Genomic DNA, 20647 nt, shown 5'->3' on the forward strand with positions numbered 1-20647 from the left:
ATGAGCAGACCCGAAGGACCGCGCGGCACCGGCGTCCCGCCCTCCGTGCTGCGGCTGCGCGACCTCTGCGCGGAGGCAGCGGCGGGCATCCTGCAGCGCCCGGCGCGGTCCCTGCTGACCGCCGTCGGCACTGTTCTCGGTGTCGGAAGTTTCGTCGCGGTGCTCGGGCTGACGGCCACGGCGTCCTCGCAGATCGACAACCGCTTCAGCGAACTGAGCGCCACCGAGGTGACGGTGGAGGACAACGCAGGGCAGCGGGACGAGTTCGTGGACATCGCCTTCCCCGCGGACGCCGACCGGCGGATCGAGCGGCTGAACGGCGTCGAGCACGCGGGCGTGTACTTCACCGTCAGGCTGCCGGCCGACGTCATGGTCAGCGCCTCGCCGAGGTCGGACGCCACCGGCCCCACCTCGCGCACCACGGTCGTGGCGGCCTCGCCGGGCGCTCTGGCGGCGGCGGTTCCGAGCCTCGTCGAGGGGCGCGTGTACGACGACTTCGCCGAACGGACGGCCGCACCGGTGGCCGTGCTCGGTGCCGGGGTGGCCGGCCGGCTCGGCATCACCACGCTGGAGAACGCGCCCGCCGTCTTCATCGGCGGGGAGGCCTTCACCGTGGTGGGCATCGTGGGCGATGTGCGGAGAAAGGCCGATCTCCTGCTCTCCGTCGTCGTGCCGAGGTGGACGGCGGAGCGGGTCTGGGGGACGGCGACCGCCTCGGAGCCCCGGATGCTGATCTCCACCCGGCTCGGTGCGGCCCACCAGATCGCCGACGAGGCCGCGCTCGCCCTGCGCCCCGACCACCCGGAGTACTTCCGGACCATCGCCCCGCCGGACCCCGGGCAGCTGCGCTCGACGGTGGGATCCGACCTCGACCAGCTGTTCCTGCTCCTCGCGGCGCTCTGTCTGGTCATCGGGACCGTCGGGATCGCCAACACCACCCTGGTGGCGGTGCTGGAGCGCAGGCAGGAGATCGGACTGCGCAGGGCGCTCGGGGCGCGTGGCCGGCATGTCGCCGCGCAGTTCCTCGCCGAGTCCGGGGTCCTCGGCGCGCTCGGCGGGCTGCTGGGCACTGCCCTCGGCACGGTCACGGTGGTCGGTGTGGCGGTCGTACGGGAGTGGACGCCCATCGTCCATCCCGCGACCGCGGCGGCGGCTCCGGCGGTCGGTCTCGTCACCGGCCTGCTGGCCGGCCTCTACCCGGCGATCAGGGCATCACGCGTCGAACCCGCGGAGTCCCTACGGCAGTGACGCGTTCCTTCCGCCGCGAGGTCTGGCGTAATGCCGCCACTTTGCACGTGTGTGCTTTGGGGAGTTTTTACTCAGTATTGATGAGGCTATGGGTAAACCCGCAAGGTTAGGGTGGCCTAAGAGCTGTAAGGGATTCCGTAACCGGGGGGTTGCTTTGAGCGTCGTGTCACTGGAACGTGCGGCGGATCTCGACCACATGGACATCGTGATCATCCGCCTGCTCTACCGGGGTCTGGGCGATGCCGCCATCGGCCGTCGACTGGGCATCGGGCACCGGACGGTGCAGCGGCGGGTGCAACGGGTGATGGACCGCTGGAACGTCGTGGGACGGGTCGCCCTGGGCGCCAGAGCGCAGCAGTTGGGTCTGCTGGGCGGCCCCGTACCCCGCTCCGCGCGGACGCCGGGCTCCTGAGCCCGAGCGGACGGCGTCGTCGCACTTTGGCTTTCAACCACCTTGTCCCGCCCCTCCGTTGTGATCATGCTCGTGCCTAGCAAGCTCGGCGCACTGGTGTTCGGCGACCTGCGGAGGTGGAGTGGCTACCACGATGGATGCGACGGACGTGGAAGAGGTCGTACGGAGCGACGCGGCCCTGCTGGAGGACGACCTGGCCGAGTTCCTCGACACGCTCACCGCCCCCGCGCGGGAGGCGGCCGGCTCCGTCTACGACACGGCCCTGCGCCGCGCCCTGTACGAACCGGTCGCCGACGCGCTCGGCTCGAAGGTGGGCCAGCAGGCACTGTCGCCCACACCCGGGGCACCCGGCGGCCGGGCCCCGCTGCGGCCCTCGATGGTGTACTGGGCGTACCGCAACTACCGGGGATTCCCCGAGGAGTTGGAGAACACCGCCGACCTCGCGGTGATCCGCCGTACGGCAGTTGCCGTAAGGATTCTGCTGAAGGCCGCGGTCGCCCTCGACGACATCCAGGACGGCAGCGAGGTCCGCTACGGCGAAGCCGCCCTGCACGCCACCCACGGCACCCCGCTCGCCCTCAACACCGGCGCCTGGCTGATCATGTCCGCGCTCCGGCACGCGGCCGACCCCGCCGTCGTGGACAGCCTGGTGCGCGCGGTCGGCAACGGCTTCACCGGACAGGCCGTCGACCTGTCCTCGCGTACGGCGCTCACGCGGGCCGAGTTGCTGGCCGCGCCGCGCGCCGCGCGGATCGACTTCTGGGAGTCCACGGCCGCCCTGAAGACCGGGACCCTGTTCTGGATGCCGCTCGACGCGGCGGTCGCGGGGCTGCGCGTGGTCGAGGACGACCGGCTCGCCCTGGACGGCGCGATGCGTCAACTGGGCCTCGCCAGCCAGCTGTTCAACGACCTGACCGACTTCGTGCCCGAACTCGGCGGCGCCAACACGCACGAGGACTTCGACGGCCTGGGCAACCGGGTCTTCCTGGAACTCCTCGACGAGGACGGCGACGTACCGCCCGCCGAGGACTTCAAACCGTACGTTCTCGGTCACCCGAAACTGGAGGGCACGCTCCTCGCGCTCGCCGAGGAGGCCGTGGCCCTGAAGCGCGCCGCGAAGGACGCCGTGCACGGCGTGTGCCGCTCCGAGCGCAGCGCCGCCTACTTCGACGTGACGATCGAACGCAAGGGCCACCTCATCGACCGTCTGCTCGCGACGGTCCGGCAGCGGAGCGGCGTATGACGGACGGGCTGAGCGGACGCCTGAGGAACAGCACCCGCGCCCGTCACCAGGCCCTGGAGACCACCGGGTTCGCCACCGCGATGCTCGCCGGCACCCTCCCGCTGGACCGTTACGTCGGCCAACTCGCCGCCTACCGCGTGGTGTTGGAGGCGCTGGAGGGCGAACTCACTCGTGTCACCTGCCCGTCCGTCGCCTCGGTGTGGTCACCCGACCTCGTGAAGCTGCCCCTCGTCGAACGCGACCTGCACCACTTCGCCAACCGGGGCACGGCCCCCGAACCCGGCCCGGCCGCCGCGGAGTTCGCCCAGGAGATACACCGCACCGCCGCCACGGAACCCCGCGAACTCCTAGGCATCCTCTACGTGTTGGAGGGCTCCACCCTCGGCGCGATGTTCCTGTACCGGTACGTCACCGAGGCGTACCGGCTCACGGACGGGAACGGAGCCGCGTACTACGGCAGCGGCGACCGCACCCGCTGGGCGGCCTTCACCGAGCGCCTCGACCGCACGCTCGGCGAACCAGCCGTACAGGAACGGGTGGTGGCCGCCGCCGAACGGGCCTACCGCCATGTCGCCCTGATCTCGGGGGAGTTGTCGGTGGGGCTGGACAGTCCGGCGGCGGTCTAGCGTGCTCTCAGCCCGCGAGGCCCAACTCGCGGGCGATCAGCATCCGTTGGACCTCGCTGGTGCCCTCGCCGATCTCCAGGATCTTGGAGTCCCGCCACATGCGGGCCACCGGGTACTCGTTCATGAAGCCGTAGCCGCCGTGCACCTGGGTGGCGTCACGCGCGTTGTCCACGGCGATCGTGGAGGAGTACAGCTTGGCGAGGGCCGCCTCCTTCTTGAAGGGCTCGCCGGCGACCAGGCGGGAGGCCGCGTCGCGCCAGGACAGCCGTGAGGTGTGGGCCTTCATCTCCATGTCGGCGATCTTGAACTGGATGGCCTGGTTGGCGCCGATCGGCCGCCCGAACGCGTGCCGTTCCTTGGCGTACTTCACCGACTCGTCGACACAGCCCTGCGCGAGACCGGTCGCGAGCGCCGCGATGGCGATCCGGCCCTCGTCCAGGATGCGCAGGAACTGGGCGTAGCCGCGGCCGAGTTCACCGAGCAGGTTCGCCGCCGGGACCCGCACGTCCGCGAAGGACAGCTCACGGGTGTCCGAGGCGTTCCAGCCGACCTTCGAGTACGGCGCCGCGACCGTGAAGCCGGGCGTCCCGGACGGCACGATGATCGCGGAGATCAGCGGCTTGCCGTCGGGCTTGCGGCCGGTGACCGCGGTGACCGTCACCAGACCGGTGATGTCCGTACCGGAGTTGGTGATGAAGCACTTCGACCCGTTGATCACCCACTCGTCGGTGTCCGGGTCCAGCCGGGCCGTCGTCCGGGTCGCCCCCGCGTCGGAGCCGCCGTCCGGCTCGGTCAGCCCGAAGGCGCCGAGGATCTCGCCGGAGCACAGCCGGGGCAGCCACTCGGCCTTCTGGGCGTCGGTGCCGAAGAGGTGGATGGGCATCGCGCCCAGCGAGACACCCGCCTCCAGGGTGATGGCGACCGAGGAGTCGACCCGGGCCAGCTCCTCAAGGACCAGGCCGAGGGCCAGATAGTCGCCGCCCATCCCGCCGTACTCCTCGGGGAACGGCAGCCCGAACAGACCCATGCGGCCCATCTCGCGGACGATCTCGTACGGGAACTCGTGCCGCTCGTAGAAGTCGCCGATCTTCGGCGCGACGACATCGTGCGCGAACTCCTCGACCGTACGGCGGAGTTCTTCCAGCTCGGGGGAGAGACGGTGGTCCATGGCGGTCACTGCTCCTTGTGGGGCTGCGCTGTTGTACCGAGGGCGCGGACGGTGCGGGACGGGCTGGGTCGGCCCAGTTGTTCGGCCATCCACACGCTGGTGGCGGTGAGACGGGCGAGGTCGACTCCGGTGTCGATGCCGAGACCCTGGAGCATCCACACGAGGTCTTCGGTGGCGAGGTTGCCGGTCGCGGACTTGGCGAACGGGCAGCCGCCGAGGCCGCCGGCGGAGGCGTCCACGGTGGTGACGCCGTGCTGGAGGGCGGCCAGGGTGTTGGAGAGGGCCTGGCCGTAGGTGTCGTGGAAGTGCACGCCCAACACGTCGGTGGGGACGCGCTGTTCGTTGAGCGCGGCGAGAAGTTCCAGCACATGCCCGGGGGTTGCCACACCGATCGTGTCGCCGAGGCTCAGCTCGTCGCAGCCCATGTCGACCAACTCCCGGCAGACACGCACCACTTGGGCGATGGGAACCGCGCCCTCCCAGGGGTCGCCGAAGCACATGGAGACATAGCCGCGCACATGGGCGCCCTCGTCCTTGGCGCGGGCCACGACCGGGGCGAACACGGCCAGCGACTCGTCGACCGTGCGGTTGAGGTTGGCCTTGGCGAAGGACTCGGTGGCGCTGGCGAAGACGGCGACACGGGTCGCCTTCAGGTCCAGGGCCCGGTCGAGCCCGCGGCCGTTCGGCACCAAGACCGGCAGGTGCACGCCCGGCAGATCACGCACGAGCGGGAACAACTGCTCGGCGTCGGCCAGTTGGGGCACCCACTTGGGGTGCACGAAGCTGGTCGCCTCGATCGTGGTCAGCCCCGCGTCGGCCAACCGCCGCACGAACTCGGCCTTCACCTCCGTGGGCACGGTCGCCTTCTCGTTCTGCAGCCCGTCCCGCGCCCCCACCTCGTGGATACGCACCCGGGCGGGCAGATCGGGGGCCGGTACGACCATCGGGAGTGCCGCTGGTCCGGTTGCGGCTGGTCCGGTTGTCCCTGCTCCGGTTGTCACTGGTCCTCCTCCACGGGGGTGACGACCGCCAGCACCTGGTCCATGGCGACCGTCGCGCCCGGCGTCACATCGAGTTCGGCGACGGTGCCGGCGTGCGGCGCGGAGACGACGTGCTCCATCTTCATGGCCTCCACCACCAACAGGCTCTGCCCTGCGGTCACTTGATCCCCTACGGCGACCTTCACCACGGTCACCGTCCCCGGCATCGGCGCGGTCAGCGAACCGGCTCCGGACCGGTCGGCCCCACTCAGCGAGGCGGCCACCGGATCGTGGTCCCGTACCTGCCACGCGTCCCCGTCCCGGCCCAGCCAGTCACCGGCCCGGCGGAAGGTGTGCCGCACCCCGTCGAGCGTGACGGCGACCTGATCGGCGGTGACGGTGTGGCTGCCGCGCGGGACGTACTCCACGGGCTCGTCCACCTTCAGATGGAACCCGACCGGCTTCGGCGTACCGCCCAGCCGCCACCCGTCCGGCACGGAGAAGGGATCGGTCCACCCGTCGTTCTTCGGACGGAGAGCCTCCAACCGTACGGCGGCCGCCGCCTCGTACACCTCCGGGGGGACCCCGTCCGGGATGAGGGAGTCCGCCTCCCGCTCGACGAGCCCGGTGTCCAACTCGCCCGCCACGACCGCCGGATGGGCCAGCAGACGCCGTAGGAAACCGGCGTTGGTCGGCACGCCCAGGGTGACCGTGTCCGCGAGGGCGGCCCGGAGTTTCCTGAGCGCGGTCGCGCGGTCGGGGCCGTAGGCGATGACCTTGGAGAGCATCGGGTCGTAGAGGCTGCCGACCTCGGTGCCTTCGGAGAGGCCGGAGTCGGTGCGGATGCCGTCGCCCTGGGGTTCGTGGAGTTGGACCACCGTGCCGCCGGAGGGGAGGAACCCGCGCGCGGGGTCTTCCGCACAGATGCGCGCCTCTACGGCGTGCCCGGTGAGCGTGATGTCGTCCTGCGCGAAAGGCAGTCGCTCGCCCGCCGCCACCCGCAGCTGCCACTCCACCAGGTCGAGCCCGGTCACCAACTCCGTTACCGGGTGCTCCACTTGGAGGCGGGTGTTCATCTCCATGAAGTAGTACGACGACGGGTCGTTGCCTGGCACGATGAACTCGACCGTGCCCGCGCCCGCGTACCCGCACGAGCGGGCGGCCTGGACCGCAGCCTCGCCCATCGCCGTGCGGGTGCCGGAGTCGAGGAGGACGCTAGGGGCCTCCTCGACGACCTTCTGGTGGCGGCGCTGCAAGGAGCACTCGCGTTCGCCGAGGTGGACGACGTTGCCGTGGGCGTCGGCCAGGACCTGGATCTCGATGTGGCGGGGGCGGTCGACCCAGCGCTCGACCAGGAGGGTGTCGTCGCCGAAGGAGGCGCGGGCCTCGCGGCGGGCGGCGGCGATCTCCTCCTCAAGGAGGGTGAGGTCGCGGACGAGGCGCATGCCCTTGCCGCCACCGCCGGCCGAGGGTTTGAGGAGTACGGGTGCACCCAACTCATGGGCTGCCTTGGCGAGTTCGGGGTCGCGCCCGCCGGGGACGACCGGGACACCGGCCGCCTCCACGGTCTCCTTGGCGCGGATCTTGTCGCCCATGAGGGCGATCGCGTCGGCCGGGGGACCGATGAAGACGAGCCCGGCGTCGGCGCACGCGCGCGCGAAGGCCGCGTTCTCGGCGAGGAAGCCGTAGCCCGGGTGCACGGCCTGCGCGCCGGAGCGGGCCGCCGCCTCCAGCAGCCGCTCCACCGACAGATAGCTCTCGGCGGCCGGCGCCGGACCGAGCCGTACCGCCGTGTCGGCCTCGCGCACGTGCCGGGCGTCCGCGTCGGCGTCGGAGAAGACGGCCACCGAGCGCACGCCGAGCGAGCGCAGGGTGCGGATGACGCGGACCGCGATCTCGCCCCGGTTGGCGACGAGGACCGTGTCGAACATCGCGGGTGTCTCGGGGACCTCGGGCGTCTCGAATGTGTTGTCGACCATCTCGGGCATCCTCATCACATCCGGAAGACGCCGAACTGGGGGTCTCCCAGGGGCGCGTTGGCACAGGCGGTCAGGGCGAGACCCAGCACCTGGCGGGTCTCCATCGGGTCGATGACCCCGTCGTCCCAGAGGCGGGCGGTGGCGTAGTAGGCGTTGCCCTGGCGCTCGTACTGCTGCCGGATGGGGTCTTTGAAGGCGTCCTCGTCCTCGGCGGCCCACTCCTCCCCGCGCGCCTCCAACTGGTCCCGCTTCACGGTCGCGAGGACCGACGCGGCCTGCTCGCCGCCCATGACGGAGATCTTGGCGCCGGGCCACATCCACAGGAAGCGGGGGGAGTACGCCCGGCCGCACATCGAGTAGTTGCCCGCGCCGTACGAGCCGCCGACCACCACCGTCAGCTTCGGCACGCGCGCGCAGGCGACGGCGGTGACCATCTTGGCGCCGTGCTTGGCGATGCCGCCCGCTTCGTAGTCCTTGCCGACCATGAACCCCGAGATGTTCTGGAGGAACACCAAGGGGATGCCGCGCTGGTCGCACAGTTCGATGAAGTGGGCGCCCTTCTGGGCGGATTCGGAGAACAGGATGCCGTTGTTGGCGACGATGCCGACCGGGTGACCATGGATGCGGGCGAAGCCGGTGACGAGGGTCTGCCCGAACTCCGCCTTGAACTCGGCGAAGCGCGAGCCGTCGACCACGCGCGCGATGATCTCCCGTACGTCGTAGGGGGTACGGGAGTCGACGGGGACGGCGCCGTAGATCCCGTACGGGTCGACCTTGGGCTCGACGGCCTCGGTGACCTCCCAGGGGAGCGGCCCGCGCGCGGGAAGTGTGGCAGCGATGGTGCGGACGATCCGCAACGCGTGCCCGTCGTCCTCCGCGAGGTGGTCGGTGACACCTGACACGCGTGCGTGGACGTCGCCGCCGCCCAGTTCCTCGGCGGTGACGACTTCACCGGTGGCGGCCTTCACGAGGGGAGGCCCGCCGAGGAAGATGGTCCCTTGATTCCGGACGATGACGGCTTCGTCGCTCATGGCAGGGACGTAGGCGCCCCCGGCGGTACACGACCCCAGCACGGCCGCGATCTGCGGAATCCCGGCCCCCGACATCCGGGCCTGGTTGTAGAAGATCCGCCCGAAGTGCTCGCGGTCCGGGAACACCTCGTCCTGCATGGGCAGAAACGCGCCCCCGGAGTCGACGAGATAGATACAGGGAAGACGATTCTCGAGGGCGATCTCCTGGGCGCGCAGATGCTTCTTCACGGTCATCGGGTAGTAGGTCCCGCCCTTGACCGTGGCGTCGTTGGCGACGATCACGCACTCGCGCCCGCTCACCCGCCCGATGCCGGCGATGACACCGGCGGCCGGGGCGGCGCCGTCGTACATCCCGTCGGCGGCCAGCGGGGCCAGCTCCAGGAAGGGCGAGCCGGGGTCGAGCAGCGTGTCCACGCGGTCACGGGGGAGCAGCTTGCCGCGCGCGGTGTGCCGTTCCCGGGCCCGCTCACCCCCGCCGAGCCGGGCCGCGGCCAGCTTGGTGCGCAGCTCCTCGCCCAGCGCGCGGTGCGCCGCCTCGTTGGCCCGCCACGCCTCCGACGCGGGGTCCGCCGCGCTGGTCAGCTCCGGTGCCTCTTGCATTCTGTGGGTCCCCTCGCACAGCGATCGGCTGCTCTCGACCGTTAATGAGCGTTAACCATTTCCTTCAGGTTAACGACCGCTAACCTCCCTGTCTAGAATTGCTCCCATGACCACGAGAACCGACGCCCCCACCCGCCGCGAGCAGATCCTCAAGGAGGCCGCGCGGCTCTTCGCCGAGCGGGGTTTCCACGGCGTCGGGGTCGACGAGATAGGCGCGGCGGTCGGCATCAGCGGCCCCGGCCTGTACCGCCACTTCCCGGGCAAGGACGCGATGCTCGCCGAGCTCCTGGTCGGCATCAGCGGCCAGCTCCTCACGGGCGCGAAGCGCCGCCTGGCGGAGGCGGAGGGTGTGACCTCCTCGGAACTCCTCCTCGACTCCCTCATCGAGGGCCACATCGACTTCGCCCTGGACGACCGCCCCCTGATCACCCTCCACGACCGCGAACTGGACCGCCTCCGCGACACCGACCGCAAGTTGGTGCGCCAACTCCAGCGCCAGTACGTGGAGTTGTGGGTGGAGGTAGTCCGGGAGGTATACCCGGACCTGACCGAACCCAGCGCACGGTCGGCGGTGCACTCGGTGTTCGGCCTGCTGAACTCGACCCCGCACCTGGGGCGGGCGGGGTCGTTGCCCGGGCGGGGGGCGACGGCAGAGTTGCTGCACCGGATGGCGAGGGGGGCGTTCGGGGCGGCGGCGTCGGCGGGGTGACGGCAGCGGATCCGGGCCGGGGCCGGGACCCGCGAACCGAAGGCCGACGAACGAGAGAGGGGAGCCGCAAGCCGCAAGCCGAAGGCTGGAGGCTGGAGGCGCGAAGCCGAAAACCGGAGGTCAAGGGCTGAGGGCCGGAGACCGGAAGCCGAAGGCGCGAAGCCGAAAACCGGTGGCCAAGGGCCGAGGGCCGGAGACCGGAAACCCTTCGGGCAAAGACCGGGCAAGCCGCGGATCGGCTGCGGTCGGCGGACGCAGGCGCGGCTGGCGACGCGGGCACGGGCAAGCCACCTCCGGGGTCCGGGGCGGAGCCCCGTGTCGGGACAGCTTGGCCTACCGAGTCGGGCGGGTGGGTGGGCAAGCAGGTCGGTGAGCGAGACACGGCGTGACGAGCGTTACGTGCTGGTTCCGCTGGACGCTCCCCCTACTCGCCGGTACCGTGATGTTCTGAGCAAGCGCTTAGACATGCGTCAGGTATCCATGCGGAGGTGGCGGCGGTGCGCCGTACTGTGTTCAACGAGGACCACGAGGCGTTCCGGGAGACCCTGCGGGCCTTCATCGAGGCCGAGGTCGTCCCCGTCTACGACGAGTGGTTCGCCGCCGGCCAGGCGCCGCGCGAGTTCTACTACAAGCTCGCCGAGCTCGGCGTCTTCGGCATCCGCGTGGACGAGGAGTACGGCGGCGCGGGCATCGACTCGTACAAGTTCGAGGCCGTCCTCTACGAGGAGACCGCCCGCGCGGGCGTGTCCTTCGGCGGCTCCGGCGTTCACGTGCTGCTCGGCCTGCCGTACATCAAGCTGCTCGCCAACGACGAGCAGAAGAAGAAGTACCTGCCGAAGTTCGTCTCCGGCGAGGAGATGTGGGCCATCGCGATGACCGAGCCGGGCACCGGCTCCGACCTCGCGGGCATGAAGACCACCGCCAAGCTCTCCGAGGACGGCACGCACTACGTCCTCAACGGCGCCAAGACCTTCATCACCGGCGGTGTGCACGCCGACCGTATGATCGTCTGCGCCCGCACCGCCCCGTCCACCAAGGAGGACCGCCGCCACGGCATCTCCCTCTTCGTGGTGGACACCAAGGCCGAGGGCTACTCGGTCGGCCGCAAGCTCGACAAGCTCGGCCTGAAGACCTCCGACACCGCCGAGCTGGCGTTCGTCGACGTGAAGGTCCCGGTCGAGGACCTCCTCGGCGAGGAGAACAAGGGCTTCTACTACCTCGGCCACAACCTCGCCTCCGAGCGCTGGGGCATCGCGTTCGGCGCGTACGCGCAGGCCAAGGCCGCCGTCCGCTTCGCGAAGCAGTACGTGCAGGACCGGATCGTCTTCGGCCAGCCCGTCGCCGCGTTCCAGAACACCAAGTTCGAACTGGCCGCCTGCCAGGCCGAGGTGGACGCGGCCGAGGCCGTCGTGGACCGCGCGACGGAGGCCCTGGACGCCGGTGAGCTGACCCCCGCCGAGGCGGCCAGCGCGAAGCTGTTCACCACCGAGGTCGCGCACCGCGTGATCGACCGCTGCCTCCAGCTGCACGGCGGCTACGGCTTCATGAACGAGTACCCGATCGCCCGCCTGTACGCGGACAACCGCGTCAACCGCATCTACGGCGGCACCAGCGAGATCATGAAGACGATCATCGCGAAGGACATGGGCCTGTAAGCAGGCTCCAGGTCACGGACGAGCGGGATCCAGGTCAAGGGCCTCGGCAGGCCCCAGGACACGGACCCGTAAGGTCCCGGAAATTACTGGCCAGTAGAAAAGACTCCATGAGTCAGGCACTTCAGTCCCTCCTCGATCTGCTCGACCTTGAGCAGATCGAGGAGAACATCTTCCGCGGCCGGTCCCAGGCCGCCGTCGTCCCCCGCGTCTTCGGCGGACAGGTGGCGGCCCAGGCCCTCGTCGCCGCCGGGCGCACGGTCCCCGAGGACCGCCTCGCCCACTCCCTGCACGCGTACTTCCTGCGCCCCGGCGACCCCGGCGCCCCCATCGTCTACACCGTCGAGCGCATGAACGACGGCCGCTCCTTCAGCGCCCGCCGCACCGTCGCCGTCCAGCACGGACAGCCGATCTTCGCCCTGTCCGCGTCCTTCCAGAAACACGAGGACGGCTTCGAGCACCAGACCCCCATGCCGGCCGCCCCCGACCCGGTCACCCTCCCCACCTCAGCGGAACGGCTCAGCGGCTACGACCACCTCGCCCCCGAGGTCGTCGAGAAGTTCCTCGAAGCCCGCGAGGCGATCGACCTGCGCTACGTGGACGAGCCGCCGTACGGCCGGTTCGGCACCCCGCGCGAACCGCACTCCCAGGTCTGGTTCCGCACCAACGGCAAACTCGCCGACGACCCGCTCCTCCACGTAGTACTCGCGACGTACGTCTCCGACATGACCCTCCTCGACTCGATCCTCCTCGCGCACGGCCGAGGCGGCTGGGCCGTAGGAGACGTCGTAGGCGCGTCCCTCGACCACGCGATGTGGTTCCACCGGCCGTTCCGTGCGGACGAATGGCTGCTCTACGACCAGGAGTCGCCCTCGGCGTCCGGCGGGCGCGGGCTCGGGCAGGCCCGGATCTACACGCAGGACGGCGACTTGGCGATCTCCGTCATTCAGGAGGGCGTGGTCCGGGTTCCTCGGGAACACTGAGGACATGACAGAAACAGAGGAGGGTGACGGTGGCGGCGAGTCCACCGTCACCGTGATCGTCGCGGCCGTCGCCAACCTGGGCATCGCGCTCGCCAAGGCGGTCGCCGGCGTCATCAGCGGCTCCAGCGCGATGCTGTCGGAGGCCGCGCACTCCGTCGCCGACACCGTCACCGAACTCCTCCTTCTCACCGCCCTCAAACGCAGCGAGAAACCCGCCGACGAGGAACACCCCCTCGGCTACGGCCCCGAGCGCTACATCTGGGCGATGCTCGCCGCCGTCGCCACCTTCGTCGGCGGCGCGGTCTTCTCGATCTACGACGGCATCCACACCCTCGTCGCCGGCGAGGACCTCGGCAACCCGCTCGTCTCGTACATCGTGCTCGGCGTCGCCTTCCTCCTGGAGGGCTACTCCCTGCGGACGGGCGTACGCCAGGCGCGCGGCGAGGCGGCCCGCTTCGACGCCGGCTTCAAGCGCTACCTCCGCTACACCCCCGACACCGCCGTGAAGGCCGTAGTACTTGAGGACTCCGCCGCCCTCGTCGGCCTGGTCCTCGCGGCCGGCGGCCTCCTCGGCGGCCAGCTCACGGGCTCCGGCGTCTGGGACGGCCTCGCCTCGCTCTGCATCGGCGCCCTGCTGCTCTACGTCGCCTGGGTGCTGGGCCGCTCCAACGCCGAACTCCTCATCGGCCGCCCCCTCCCCAAGGCGATGCGCGACCGTATCCGCGAGGAGCTGCTCGGGGTCGAACACATCGAAGCCGTACTGGAGTTGACGACTCTCGTGCAGGGCCCGCGCGAGGCACTCGTCGCCGCGAAGGTCGACTTCCGGGACGTGTCGACGGCCGCGCAGATCGAATGGGCCTGCGAACAGGCCGAGCAGCGGCTGCGGGAGGCGTTCCCGTCGGTGAACCGGGTCTATCTGGACCCGACACCGGGGTACGCGCAGCGCCGGGCCGAAGGGCTCAATCCCTGGCCCTGACAAGGGAGTTGGGCCGATTCGAGGTCGTCGAGCCAGGAGCCCGGCCGAGTCGGACGCTCAGGACGACAGCCCGGCCTCCGCGAGCAGATACGCGGTCATCGGGTCGTAGTGCCGGGGACTGACGACGTGGTCGTCGAGCGGGACCGCGACCTGGACGGTCCCCTCCGACTCGGCGAGGAAGAGCGCCGGGTCGTTGCAGTCGGCGTACCCGACGGAGTCGACGCCGTGCCGGCCCGCGTAACCCGCCCAGCCGTGGTCGGCGACGACCAGGTCGGGCAGCGGGCGGCCCTCGCGCTCCAGGGCGGTGAGGATCGCCTTCATCGGCTCACCGGAGTGCGTGTGCCACAGCGTCGCGCCGTGCTCCAGGACGGCCACGTCCGCGAACTGCATGACGTACCCCTCCTCCGTCTGCAGCCCCTCCGGGATCACCACGATCTCGCAGCCGGCCGTGCGCAGGGCGGCGGCCGTGGCCCTGTGCACATCCAGCAGACCGCCCGGGTGACCGGTCGCGAAGAGCACCCGCTGCTCCCCGGCGGCGGCCTTGCGCAACCGCGCCGCCAGCCGGTCGAGACCCTCGACCGTCAGCTCCGGGTCGATGGTGTCCTGGCCGTAGCGGTACTCGGGATCGTCGTTCACACCGACCCGCTCCGCCATCACCGCGAGCACGTCCTGCTCGTCCGTCCAACGGTTGCCGAGCTCCAGGCCGAGCCAGTAGTGGCGGTCGCCGTTCGCGAGCTTGCGGTAGTGGGAGAGGTTGTTCTCGCGGGGCGTGGCCACATCGCCCGCGATACGGGTCTTCACAAGGTGGTCGACAAGCTCGGCGCGGCTGGGGGTCCCGGGTATCGGCATGGTCCCCATTGTGGAGCAGAGAGATGTGCGCGTGCCCGACGTCCCGAACGCTGGGATGTGGATCACTCGCCGACGACCCGGGTGGCTCGCTCACAGATGACGCAGCCCGAACCACAACTCCATCCGTACGTCCGGATCGTCCAGGTCCGTCTCCAGCAGCGCCGCGCACCGCGCGATCCGCTGCCGCACGGTGTTCCGGTGCACGGCCAGCGCGACCGCCGTACGGTCCCAACTCCCGTGCAGCGAAAGCCAGGTGCGCAGGGTCTCGGTGAGCGCGGGGTGCGCGCCGAGCGGGGCCAGCAGAGTACGGGCGTGCGCCTCGGCCTCGTCGTGCGGTACGAGTGCGTCGAGCCCGGCACGGCCGGCGGAGCCGTGTCGTACCAGAGGGGTACGGGTAGCACGGGCACGGGCCAGGGCACGGGTCGCCTGGGTGTCGGCGGCGGACCAGTCCTCCGGAGCGACGGGGGCGCTGACCCCCAGGGTCCAGCCGGGTTGCGGGGCGGGTTCGCGATCACCGGGGACCAGTACCCGTACGACGTCCGGCGCCAGGTCGATCAGCGCGGAACCGAGGGCGGCGCCGAGCGCGGAGGCGGCGACGGGGTCGGGGGCACGGTTGGCTCCGGCGTCGGGCGCTGCGTGTACGACGACCCACCGGTCCCCGCCGAGCAGCGACGCGACGTCCTCCGGCGGGGCGCCCAGCAGCAGCCGTACGAGCGCCGACGAACGGTCCGCTCCCGTGCGGCTCTGGTGTTCGCCGGTGAGGAGAGAGAGGAGCACGGCGGCGACGGAGGCGATCGTGTGGTCGCCGGGGGCGCGCTGCGGGGCGGCGACCCCTAGGACGAAACCCTGACCGGTACCGAGGGCGTAGGCCGCGAGGTGGATGCCGAGGACGGTGTCGGTGGCGGAGGTGGGGGCGGGGCGGTTCGGGGGTGTGGGGTCGGCGGGGGTGGAGGTGGAAGTGGAGACAGGGGCGGAGGTAGGGGACGTAGGGGATGAGGCGGGAGCGGCAGGGGGCCGGACCACCCGCGCCAGCTTCGCCAACGCCTCCCGCACCTCCCCGGCGCTCGCCTCCGCGTCTCCCGCCCCCGTCGAGCCCGCCCTGCGTCCCGACTCCGCCCCCGTCGCTTCAGCTGCCCCAACTCCCCGCCCCGCTCCGGCGATCTCCGTCCCGTCCGGCCCGTACAGCACCGCGCGGCCGCTGACCCGCTGGGCGAGCTGTCGTAGGACCGAAGGGAGCGGATCGGGGCGGGAGGCCGCTGCCGCCAGGCTCTGCTGGGCCTCGGTGACGCGGCGGAGTTCGGCGAGGCGGGCCTGGGCCATCAGTTGCCAGACCGCTCGGGCGACGCGGGAGAAGGGGGTGGGCGGGGGGACTTCCAGTAGGGGGAGGTCGTAGTGGTCGCAGGCCGCGACCAGGGCGCGCGGCACGGTGTCGTGGACCGGTGCGACGCCGAAGCCGAGGGCCACGCCGCCCGCCTCGACGATCCGGGCGACGTAGTCGTCGAAGTACGTGCCCGAGCCGGCCGCGTCGCTGATGTGGACGCCCGCCGTCAGCAGCAGCTCGCCGCCCAGCAGGTACGGATAGGGGTCCGGCATCTCCGACGTGTGCGCCCAGTGGATCGCGACGTCGGGGTCGGACGGCCCGGCGATCTGCCGCAGCCCCAGGTCCTCGCGGGCCAGGAGGGCGGAGAGGAGCACGGGTGGGGTGGGCGGTGCGGACGGAACCGTGAGGTCCGGCATGGTGGACGTTTCCTCCATCGCCTCGGGCTCGGATGGATGAAACGTACACTTCGCAGCCGCTTTCCGGCCACCTAGGGTCAGTCGCGAAGCAAGCCCCCCGAGACACCGGGAACCCCTAGACCCCGGGGACGACCCCTAGAGCGCGCGAAGGAGGCCCCGTATGGCCGTCGACTACACCGTGATCGTCGTCTACCTGGCCGGCATGCTGGCCATGGGCTGGTGGGGCATGCGCCGCGCCAAGTCGAAGAGCGACTTCCTGGTCGCGGGCCGCCGCCTGGGCCCGGTCATGTACTCCGGCACCATGGCCGCGATCGTTCTGGGCGGCGCGTCCACCATCGGCGGCGTCGGTCTCGGCTACCAGTACGGCCTGTCCGGCGCCTGGATGGTCTTCACCATCGGCCTCGGCCTGCTCGCCCTCTCCGTCTTCTTCTCCGCCCGCATCGCCCGCCTCAAGGTGTACACGGTGTCGGAGATGCTCGATCTCAGGTACGGCGGCCGCGCGGGGATCATCTCCGGCGTGGTCATGTGGGCCTACACCCTGATGCTGGCCGTCACCTCGACGATCGCCTACGCCACGATCTTCGACGTCCTCTTCGACATGAACCGCACCCTCGCGATCGTCCTCGGCGGCTCGATCGTCGTCGCGTACTCGACGCTGGGCGGCATGTGGTCGATCACGCTGACGGACATGGTGCAGTTCGTGGTGAAGACGATCGGAGTGTTGCTCCTTCTCCTGCCGATCGCGGTCGTCAAGGCGGGCGGCTTCGGCGAGATGAAGGCGAAGCTGCCCACGGAGTACTTCGACCCGCTGGGCATCGGCGGCGAGACGATCTTCACCTACGTCCTGATCTATACGTTCGGCATGCTCATCGGCCAGGACATCTGGCAGCGCGTGTTCACGGCGGGCAGCGACAGGACGGCCAAGTGGGGCGGCACGGTCGCGGGCACCTACTGCCTCGTCTACGCCGTCGCGGGCGCCGTCATCGGCACGGCGGCCAAGGTCCTCTACCCCAACCTCGGCAGCCCGGACGACGCCTTCGCGACCATCGTCAAGGACGAACTCCCGGTCGGCGTACGGGGGTTGGTGCTGGCCGCCGCCCTGGCCGCCGTGATGTCGACGTCGTCGGGCGCGCTGATCGCCTGCGCCACGGTGGCCAACAACGACATCTGGTCGCGGCTGCGGGGCGCCGTACGACGGGAGGAGGGTGCGGAGGACGAGGCGCACGACGAGGTCCGGGGCAACCGCGCCTTCATCCTCGTCATGGGCGTAGCGGTGATCGTCACGGCGATCGCGCTGAACAACGTCGTAGAGGCGCTGACCGTCGCCTACAACCTCCTCGTCGGCGGCCTCCTCGTCCCGATCCTCGGCGGCCTGTTGTGGAAGCGCGGCACCGCACAGGGCGCGCTCGCCTCCGTGATCGTCGGCGGCCTGGCGGTCGTCGGCCTGATGGCGACCTACGGCATCCTCGCCAACGAGCCTGTGTACTACGGCCTGTTGCTGTCCCTGGCCGCCTATGTGGCCGTCTCCCTCGCCACGCCGGCGACCGACGCGGCCGTACTCGCCGCGTGGCGGGACCGGCTCGCGGGGCGGGGTGCCCCCGAACGCGCGTCCGAGCCGGTCGCCGCCCACCAGTAAAGTCGTAGTCAGGCGTACAAACCCGCAGGAAAAATCCCATACGCGACGTAGCGTAGGAAAGAAGGCAGTGCCCATGACCAGCAACGAGACGCCCCGCGGCCCCGTCGACTCCTCGCGCGTCCCGCGGTTCGCCGGTCCCGCGACCTACGCCCGGCTGCCGCGGCTGGACGAGGTCGGTACCGCGGACGTGGCGGTGGTCGGGGTGCCGTTCGACGCCGGTGTCTCGTACCGGCCGGGTGCGCGCTTCGGCGGCAACGCGATCCGTGAGGCGTCCCGTCTCCTGCGGCCGTACAACCCGGCGCAGGACGCTTCCCCCTTCGCGCTGGCGCAGGTCGCGGACGCCGGGGACATCGCGGCGAACCCGTTCAACATCAACGAGGCCGTCGAGACCATCGAGGAGGCGGCGGACCAACTCCTCGACACCGGCGCGCGGTTGATGACCCTGGGTGGCGACCACACGATCGCGCTCCCGCTGCTGCGCTCGGTCGCGAAGAGGCACGGCCCGGTGGCGCTGCTGCACTTCGACGCCCATCTCGACACCTGGGACACGTACTTCGGGGCCGAGTACACCCATGGGACGCCGTTCCGCAGGGCAGTTGAGGAGGGCATCCTCGACACGGAGGCGCTCTCGCACGTCGGTATCCGCGGTCCGCTGTACGGCAAGCAGGACCTCAAGGACGACGAGAAGATGGGCTTCGGCATCGTCACGTCGGCGGACGTGTACCGCCGGGGCGCCGACGAGGTCGCCGACCAGCTGCGCCAGCGCATCGGCGACCGCCCCCTGTACATCTCCATCGACATCGACTGCCTCGACCCGGCCCACGCACCCGGCACCGGCACGCCCGAGGCCGGTGGCCTGACCTCCCGCGAACTTCTGGAGATCCTGCGCGGCCTGGCATCCTGCAACCTGGTGTCGGCGGACGTCGTCGAGGTGGCACCGGCGTACGACCACGCCGAGATCACGTCGGTGGCCGCGTCGCACACCGCGTACGACCTGATCACGATCATGTCCCGGCAGATCGCGGAGGGGCGCAACTCGTAACACCGGGCAGGTAATTGGTGACTCGTAGGGAGACAGAGAGCAAGTGACGCACGACCACGACCTGGAACTCCGCCCGACGGCCGCGCAGATCTCCGCCGCCCTGAACCCGCCCCCCGGGCGCAACGGCGGCGACCTGGTCGTGGAGACCCTGGCGGGCCTCGGCGCGACGACGGTCTTCGGCCTGCCGGGCCAGCACGCGCTGGGCATGTTCGACGCGCTGCGCCGTTCCGACCTGCGGTACATCGGCCTACGGGTGGAGAACAACGCCGGTTTCGCGGCGGACGCGTACGGCCGCATCACGGGCGAGGCGGCCCCGCTGCTCCTGTCGACGGGTCCGGGCGCGCTGACGTCACTGGCCGCGCTCCAGGAGGCGAGGGCGGCCTCGGCTCCCGTCCTGGCGATCAGCAGCCAGATCCCGACGGCGGGTCTGGGCGGTGGCAGGCACGGGTATTTGCATGAACTGCCCGACCAGTCCGCCTCGTTCAGGGGCGTGGTGAAGTCCGTCCACACGGTCCGCACCCAGTCGCAGATCCCGTCGGCGATCGCGGAGGCGTGGAAGTCGGCGCTGACGGCTCCGCACGGCCCGGTGTGGGTGGAGATCCCGCAGGATGTGTTGCTGGCCGAGACGTTGCTGCCGGTGGTGACGGCGGTGGACGCGACCCCGGAGGACCTGGTCCCGCGCCCCGAACTGACCGCCGTAGCAGCGGACTTGCTGTCGCGAGCAGCCCGCCCGGTGATCATCGCGGGCGGGGGAGTCGTACGGGCGGACGCGTCGAAGAAGCTGCGGCAACTGGCCGAGAAGCTCCAGGCCCCGGTGGTCACGACTCCTGGAGGCAAGGGCGCGTTCCCGTGGACGCACCCCCTGTCGCTCCAGTCCTGGCTGGAGGACCGCCATACGACGGACTTCCTGGAGGACGCGGACGTAGTACTGGTGGTCGGCTCGGGTCTGGGCGAACTCTCCTCGAACTACCACACGTTCGCCCCGCGCGGCCGCGTCATCCAGATCGAGGCGGACCTCGGCAAACTGGAGTCGAACCACCCGGCGTTGGGGATCCACGCGGACGCGTGGCACGGGTTGCAGGCGCTGCTGGAGACGGTGACGGAGCGCGCGGATCCGACGTCGGAGGAGCGGGTGGCCGAGCTGCTCGGCCGCGTGCGGGAGCGTATCGCCGCTCAGGAACTAACCCTGGAACAGGGTGTGTTGGAGTCGGTACGGAAGGCCCTACCGCCCAACTCCCCCTCCTTCTGGGACATGACGATCCTCGCCTACTGGGCCTGGTCCGCCTTCGACGCGAAGGGCCCCAACCACCTCCACTCCGCCCAGGGCGCGGGCGGCCTCGGCTACGGCTTCCCGGCGGCACTGGGCGCGGCTGCGGCGGACCCGACGCGTCCGGTGCTGGCGGTTTCGGGGGACGGTGGCGCCCTGTACTCGATCGCGGAACTGGCGACGGCCAAGCAGTACGACCTGAACGTCACGTGGCTCATCGTCGATGACGGGGGGTACGGCATCCTCCGCGAGTACATGACGGACGCGTTCGGCGAGGCCACGGCGACGGAGCTGACGCGACCGGACTACGTGGCGCTGGCGGAGTCGTTCGGGGTACGGGGGGTTCGTACGACTCCGGAGGCGCTGGAGGCGGACTTGGCGAAGGCGTTGGGGGAGCCGGGGCCTTCCGTGGTCGTACTGCCGGCCGTGTTGCGGATGTTCGCGGCTACGCATCTGGACTGACACCGGCGCGGAGATCTAGTCTCCGTGTGCATCTGTTGTTCGGGGGA

General features: G+C 70.7%; 17 protein-coding genes. 11 read left to right on the top strand and 6 right to left on the bottom strand.

Going from position 1 to position 20647, the window contains the following annotated elements; genetic code table 11:
- The 4 genes from ACIBK4_RS31925 (at nucleotide 1) to ACIBK4_RS31940 (ending at nucleotide 3529) form a co-directional block, all read left to right on the top strand.
- Nucleotides 1–1248, top strand: a complete 1248-nt coding sequence (locus tag ACIBK4_RS31925; protein ID WP_399000286.1) for an ABC transporter permease — start codon at nucleotides 1–3, stop codon at nucleotides 1246–1248.
- Between the two features lie 163 nt (nucleotides 1249–1411).
- Nucleotides 1412–1660: a helix-turn-helix domain-containing protein gene (locus ACIBK4_RS31930; RefSeq protein WP_399000288.1), complete on the top strand. Its 249-nt coding sequence runs from the start codon at nucleotides 1412–1414 to the stop codon at nucleotides 1658–1660.
- Nucleotides 1661–1781: 121 nt separating this feature from the next.
- On the top strand, nucleotides 1782–2903 hold the full coding sequence (locus ACIBK4_RS31935; RefSeq protein ID WP_399000290.1) for a polyprenyl synthetase family protein: 1122 nt from the start codon (nucleotides 1782–1784) through the stop codon (nucleotides 2901–2903).
- On the top strand, nucleotides 2900–3529 hold the full coding sequence (locus tag ACIBK4_RS31940) for a biliverdin-producing heme oxygenase (protein ID WP_399000292.1): 630 nt from the start codon (nucleotides 2900–2902) through the stop codon (nucleotides 3527–3529). The genes ACIBK4_RS31935 and ACIBK4_RS31940 overlap by 4 nt, the downstream gene beginning before the upstream one ends.
- A 7-nt stretch (nucleotides 3530–3536) precedes the next feature.
- On the opposite strand, the gene ACIBK4_RS31945 is transcribed toward ACIBK4_RS31940, so the two are convergent.
- From ACIBK4_RS31945 to ACIBK4_RS31960, 4 genes are all read right to left on the bottom strand, one after another.
- Nucleotides 3537–4697, bottom strand: a complete 1161-nt coding sequence (locus ACIBK4_RS31945) for an acyl-CoA dehydrogenase family protein (RefSeq protein ID WP_366432576.1) — start codon at nucleotides 4695–4697, stop codon at nucleotides 3537–3539.
- 5 nt (nucleotides 4698–4702) lie between these two features.
- A complete protein-coding gene (locus ACIBK4_RS31950) occupies nucleotides 4703–5641 on the bottom strand; it encodes a hydroxymethylglutaryl-CoA lyase (RefSeq protein ID WP_399000773.1) in 939 nt (312 codons plus the stop codon).
- Nucleotides 5642–5694: 53 nt separating this feature from the next.
- Complete coding sequence (locus tag ACIBK4_RS31955; protein WP_399000775.1) at nucleotides 5695–7608, bottom strand: acetyl/propionyl/methylcrotonyl-CoA carboxylase subunit alpha; 1914 nt, start codon at nucleotides 7606–7608, stop codon at nucleotides 5695–5697.
- Between the two features lie 62 nt (nucleotides 7609–7670).
- Nucleotides 7671–9287: a carboxyl transferase domain-containing protein gene (locus ACIBK4_RS31960; protein ID WP_399000295.1), complete on the bottom strand. Its 1617-nt coding sequence runs from the start codon at nucleotides 9285–9287 to the stop codon at nucleotides 7671–7673.
- 106 nt (nucleotides 9288–9393) lie between these two features.
- Here ACIBK4_RS31960 and ACIBK4_RS31965 point away from each other — a divergent pair, with 106 nt between their 5' ends.
- The 4 genes from ACIBK4_RS31965 to ACIBK4_RS31980 all read left to right on the top strand — a co-directional run bounded on the left by ACIBK4_RS31965 (nucleotide 9394) and on the right by ACIBK4_RS31980 (nucleotide 13607).
- The gene (locus ACIBK4_RS31965) at nucleotides 9394–9996 is read left to right on the top strand and encodes a TetR/AcrR family transcriptional regulator (RefSeq protein ID WP_399000297.1); all 603 of its coding nucleotides are present in this window, start codon (nucleotides 9394–9396) and stop codon (nucleotides 9994–9996) included.
- Nucleotides 9997–10493: 497 nt separating this feature from the next.
- Nucleotides 10494–11651 (top strand): acyl-CoA dehydrogenase family protein, encoded by a 1158-nt coding sequence (locus tag ACIBK4_RS31970; protein ID WP_399000299.1) that lies wholly within the window; start codon nucleotides 10494–10496, stop codon nucleotides 11649–11651.
- Between the two features lie 107 nt (nucleotides 11652–11758).
- Complete coding sequence (locus ACIBK4_RS31975) at nucleotides 11759–12631, top strand: acyl-CoA thioesterase (protein ID WP_399000301.1); 873 nt, start codon at nucleotides 11759–11761, stop codon at nucleotides 12629–12631.
- Nucleotides 12632–12635: 4 nt separating this feature from the next.
- Entirely contained in the window at nucleotides 12636–13607 is a 972-nt protein-coding gene (locus ACIBK4_RS31980) for a cation diffusion facilitator family transporter (protein WP_399000303.1), read from the top strand.
- A gap of 57 nt (nucleotides 13608–13664) precedes the next feature.
- On the opposite strand, the gene ACIBK4_RS31985 is transcribed toward ACIBK4_RS31980, so the two are convergent.
- Entirely contained in the window at nucleotides 13665–14456 is a 792-nt protein-coding gene (locus ACIBK4_RS31985; RefSeq protein WP_399000305.1) for a phosphatase, read from the bottom strand.
- 90 nt (nucleotides 14457–14546) lie between these two features.
- Nucleotides 14547–16193 (bottom strand): PucR family transcriptional regulator ligand-binding domain-containing protein, encoded by a 1647-nt coding sequence (locus tag ACIBK4_RS31990; protein ID WP_399000307.1) that lies wholly within the window; start codon nucleotides 16191–16193, stop codon nucleotides 14547–14549.
- A gap of 160 nt (nucleotides 16194–16353) precedes the next feature.
- Here ACIBK4_RS31990 and ACIBK4_RS31995 point away from each other — a divergent pair, with 160 nt between their 5' ends.
- The 3 genes from ACIBK4_RS31995 to ACIBK4_RS32005 all read left to right on the top strand — a co-directional run bounded on the left by ACIBK4_RS31995 (nucleotide 16354) and on the right by ACIBK4_RS32005 (nucleotide 20600).
- Nucleotides 16354–17829: a sodium:solute symporter gene (locus ACIBK4_RS31995; protein ID WP_399000309.1), complete on the top strand. Its 1476-nt coding sequence runs from the start codon at nucleotides 16354–16356 to the stop codon at nucleotides 17827–17829.
- A 73-nt stretch (nucleotides 17830–17902) separates the two neighbouring features.
- Nucleotides 17903–18871, top strand: a complete 969-nt coding sequence (speB, locus tag ACIBK4_RS32000; RefSeq protein ID WP_399000311.1) for an agmatinase — start codon at nucleotides 17903–17905, stop codon at nucleotides 18869–18871.
- 43 nt (nucleotides 18872–18914) lie between these two features.
- Entirely contained in the window at nucleotides 18915–20600 is a 1686-nt protein-coding gene (locus tag ACIBK4_RS32005; RefSeq protein ID WP_399000313.1) for a thiamine pyrophosphate-binding protein, read from the top strand.
- The last annotated feature ends 47 nt before the right edge of the window (nucleotides 20601–20647 follow it).

This window comes from Streptomyces sp. NPDC050528 (genome assembly GCF_044457795.1).
Classification (GTDB): domain Bacteria; phylum Actinomycetota; class Actinomycetes; order Streptomycetales; family Streptomycetaceae; genus Streptomyces.

Excerpts from the sequence above, each read along its gene's own strand:
- ACIBK4_RS31955 (WP_399000775.1), bottom strand. The coding sequence starts at position 7,608 with ATGTTCGACACGGTCCTCGTCGCCAACCGGGGCGAGATCGCGGTCCGC.
- ACIBK4_RS31945 (WP_366432576.1), bottom strand. The coding sequence starts at position 4,697 with ATGGACCACCGTCTCTCCCCCGAGCTGGAAGAACTCCGCCGTACGGTC.
- ACIBK4_RS31990 (WP_399000307.1), bottom strand. The coding sequence starts at position 16,193 with ATGCCGGACCTCACGGTTCCGTCCGCACCGCCCACCCCACCCGTGCTC.
- ACIBK4_RS31980 (WP_399000303.1), top strand. The coding sequence starts at position 12,636 with ATGACAGAAACAGAGGAGGGTGACGGTGGCGGCGAGTCCACCGTCACC.
- ACIBK4_RS31995 (WP_399000309.1), top strand. The coding sequence starts at position 16,354 with ATGGCCGTCGACTACACCGTGATCGTCGTCTACCTGGCCGGCATGCTG.
- ACIBK4_RS31975 (WP_399000301.1), top strand. The coding sequence starts at position 11,759 with ATGAGTCAGGCACTTCAGTCCCTCCTCGATCTGCTCGACCTTGAGCAG.
- ACIBK4_RS31940 (WP_399000292.1), top strand. The coding sequence starts at position 2,900 with ATGACGGACGGGCTGAGCGGACGCCTGAGGAACAGCACCCGCGCCCGT.
- ACIBK4_RS31950 (WP_399000773.1), bottom strand. The coding sequence starts at position 5,641 with ATGGTCGTACCGGCCCCCGATCTGCCCGCCCGGGTGCGTATCCACGAG.
- speB (WP_399000311.1), top strand. The coding sequence starts at position 17,903 with ATGACCAGCAACGAGACGCCCCGCGGCCCCGTCGACTCCTCGCGCGTC.
- ACIBK4_RS31960 (WP_399000295.1), bottom strand. The coding sequence starts at position 9,287 with ATGCAAGAGGCACCGGAGCTGACCAGCGCGGCGGACCCCGCGTCGGAG.
- ACIBK4_RS31925 (WP_399000286.1), top strand. The coding sequence starts at position 1 with ATGAGCAGACCCGAAGGACCGCGCGGCACCGGCGTCCCGCCCTCCGTG.
- ACIBK4_RS31985 (WP_399000305.1), bottom strand. The coding sequence starts at position 14,456 with ATGCCGATACCCGGGACCCCCAGCCGCGCCGAGCTTGTCGACCACCTT.
- ACIBK4_RS31965 (WP_399000297.1), top strand. The coding sequence starts at position 9,394 with ATGACCACGAGAACCGACGCCCCCACCCGCCGCGAGCAGATCCTCAAG.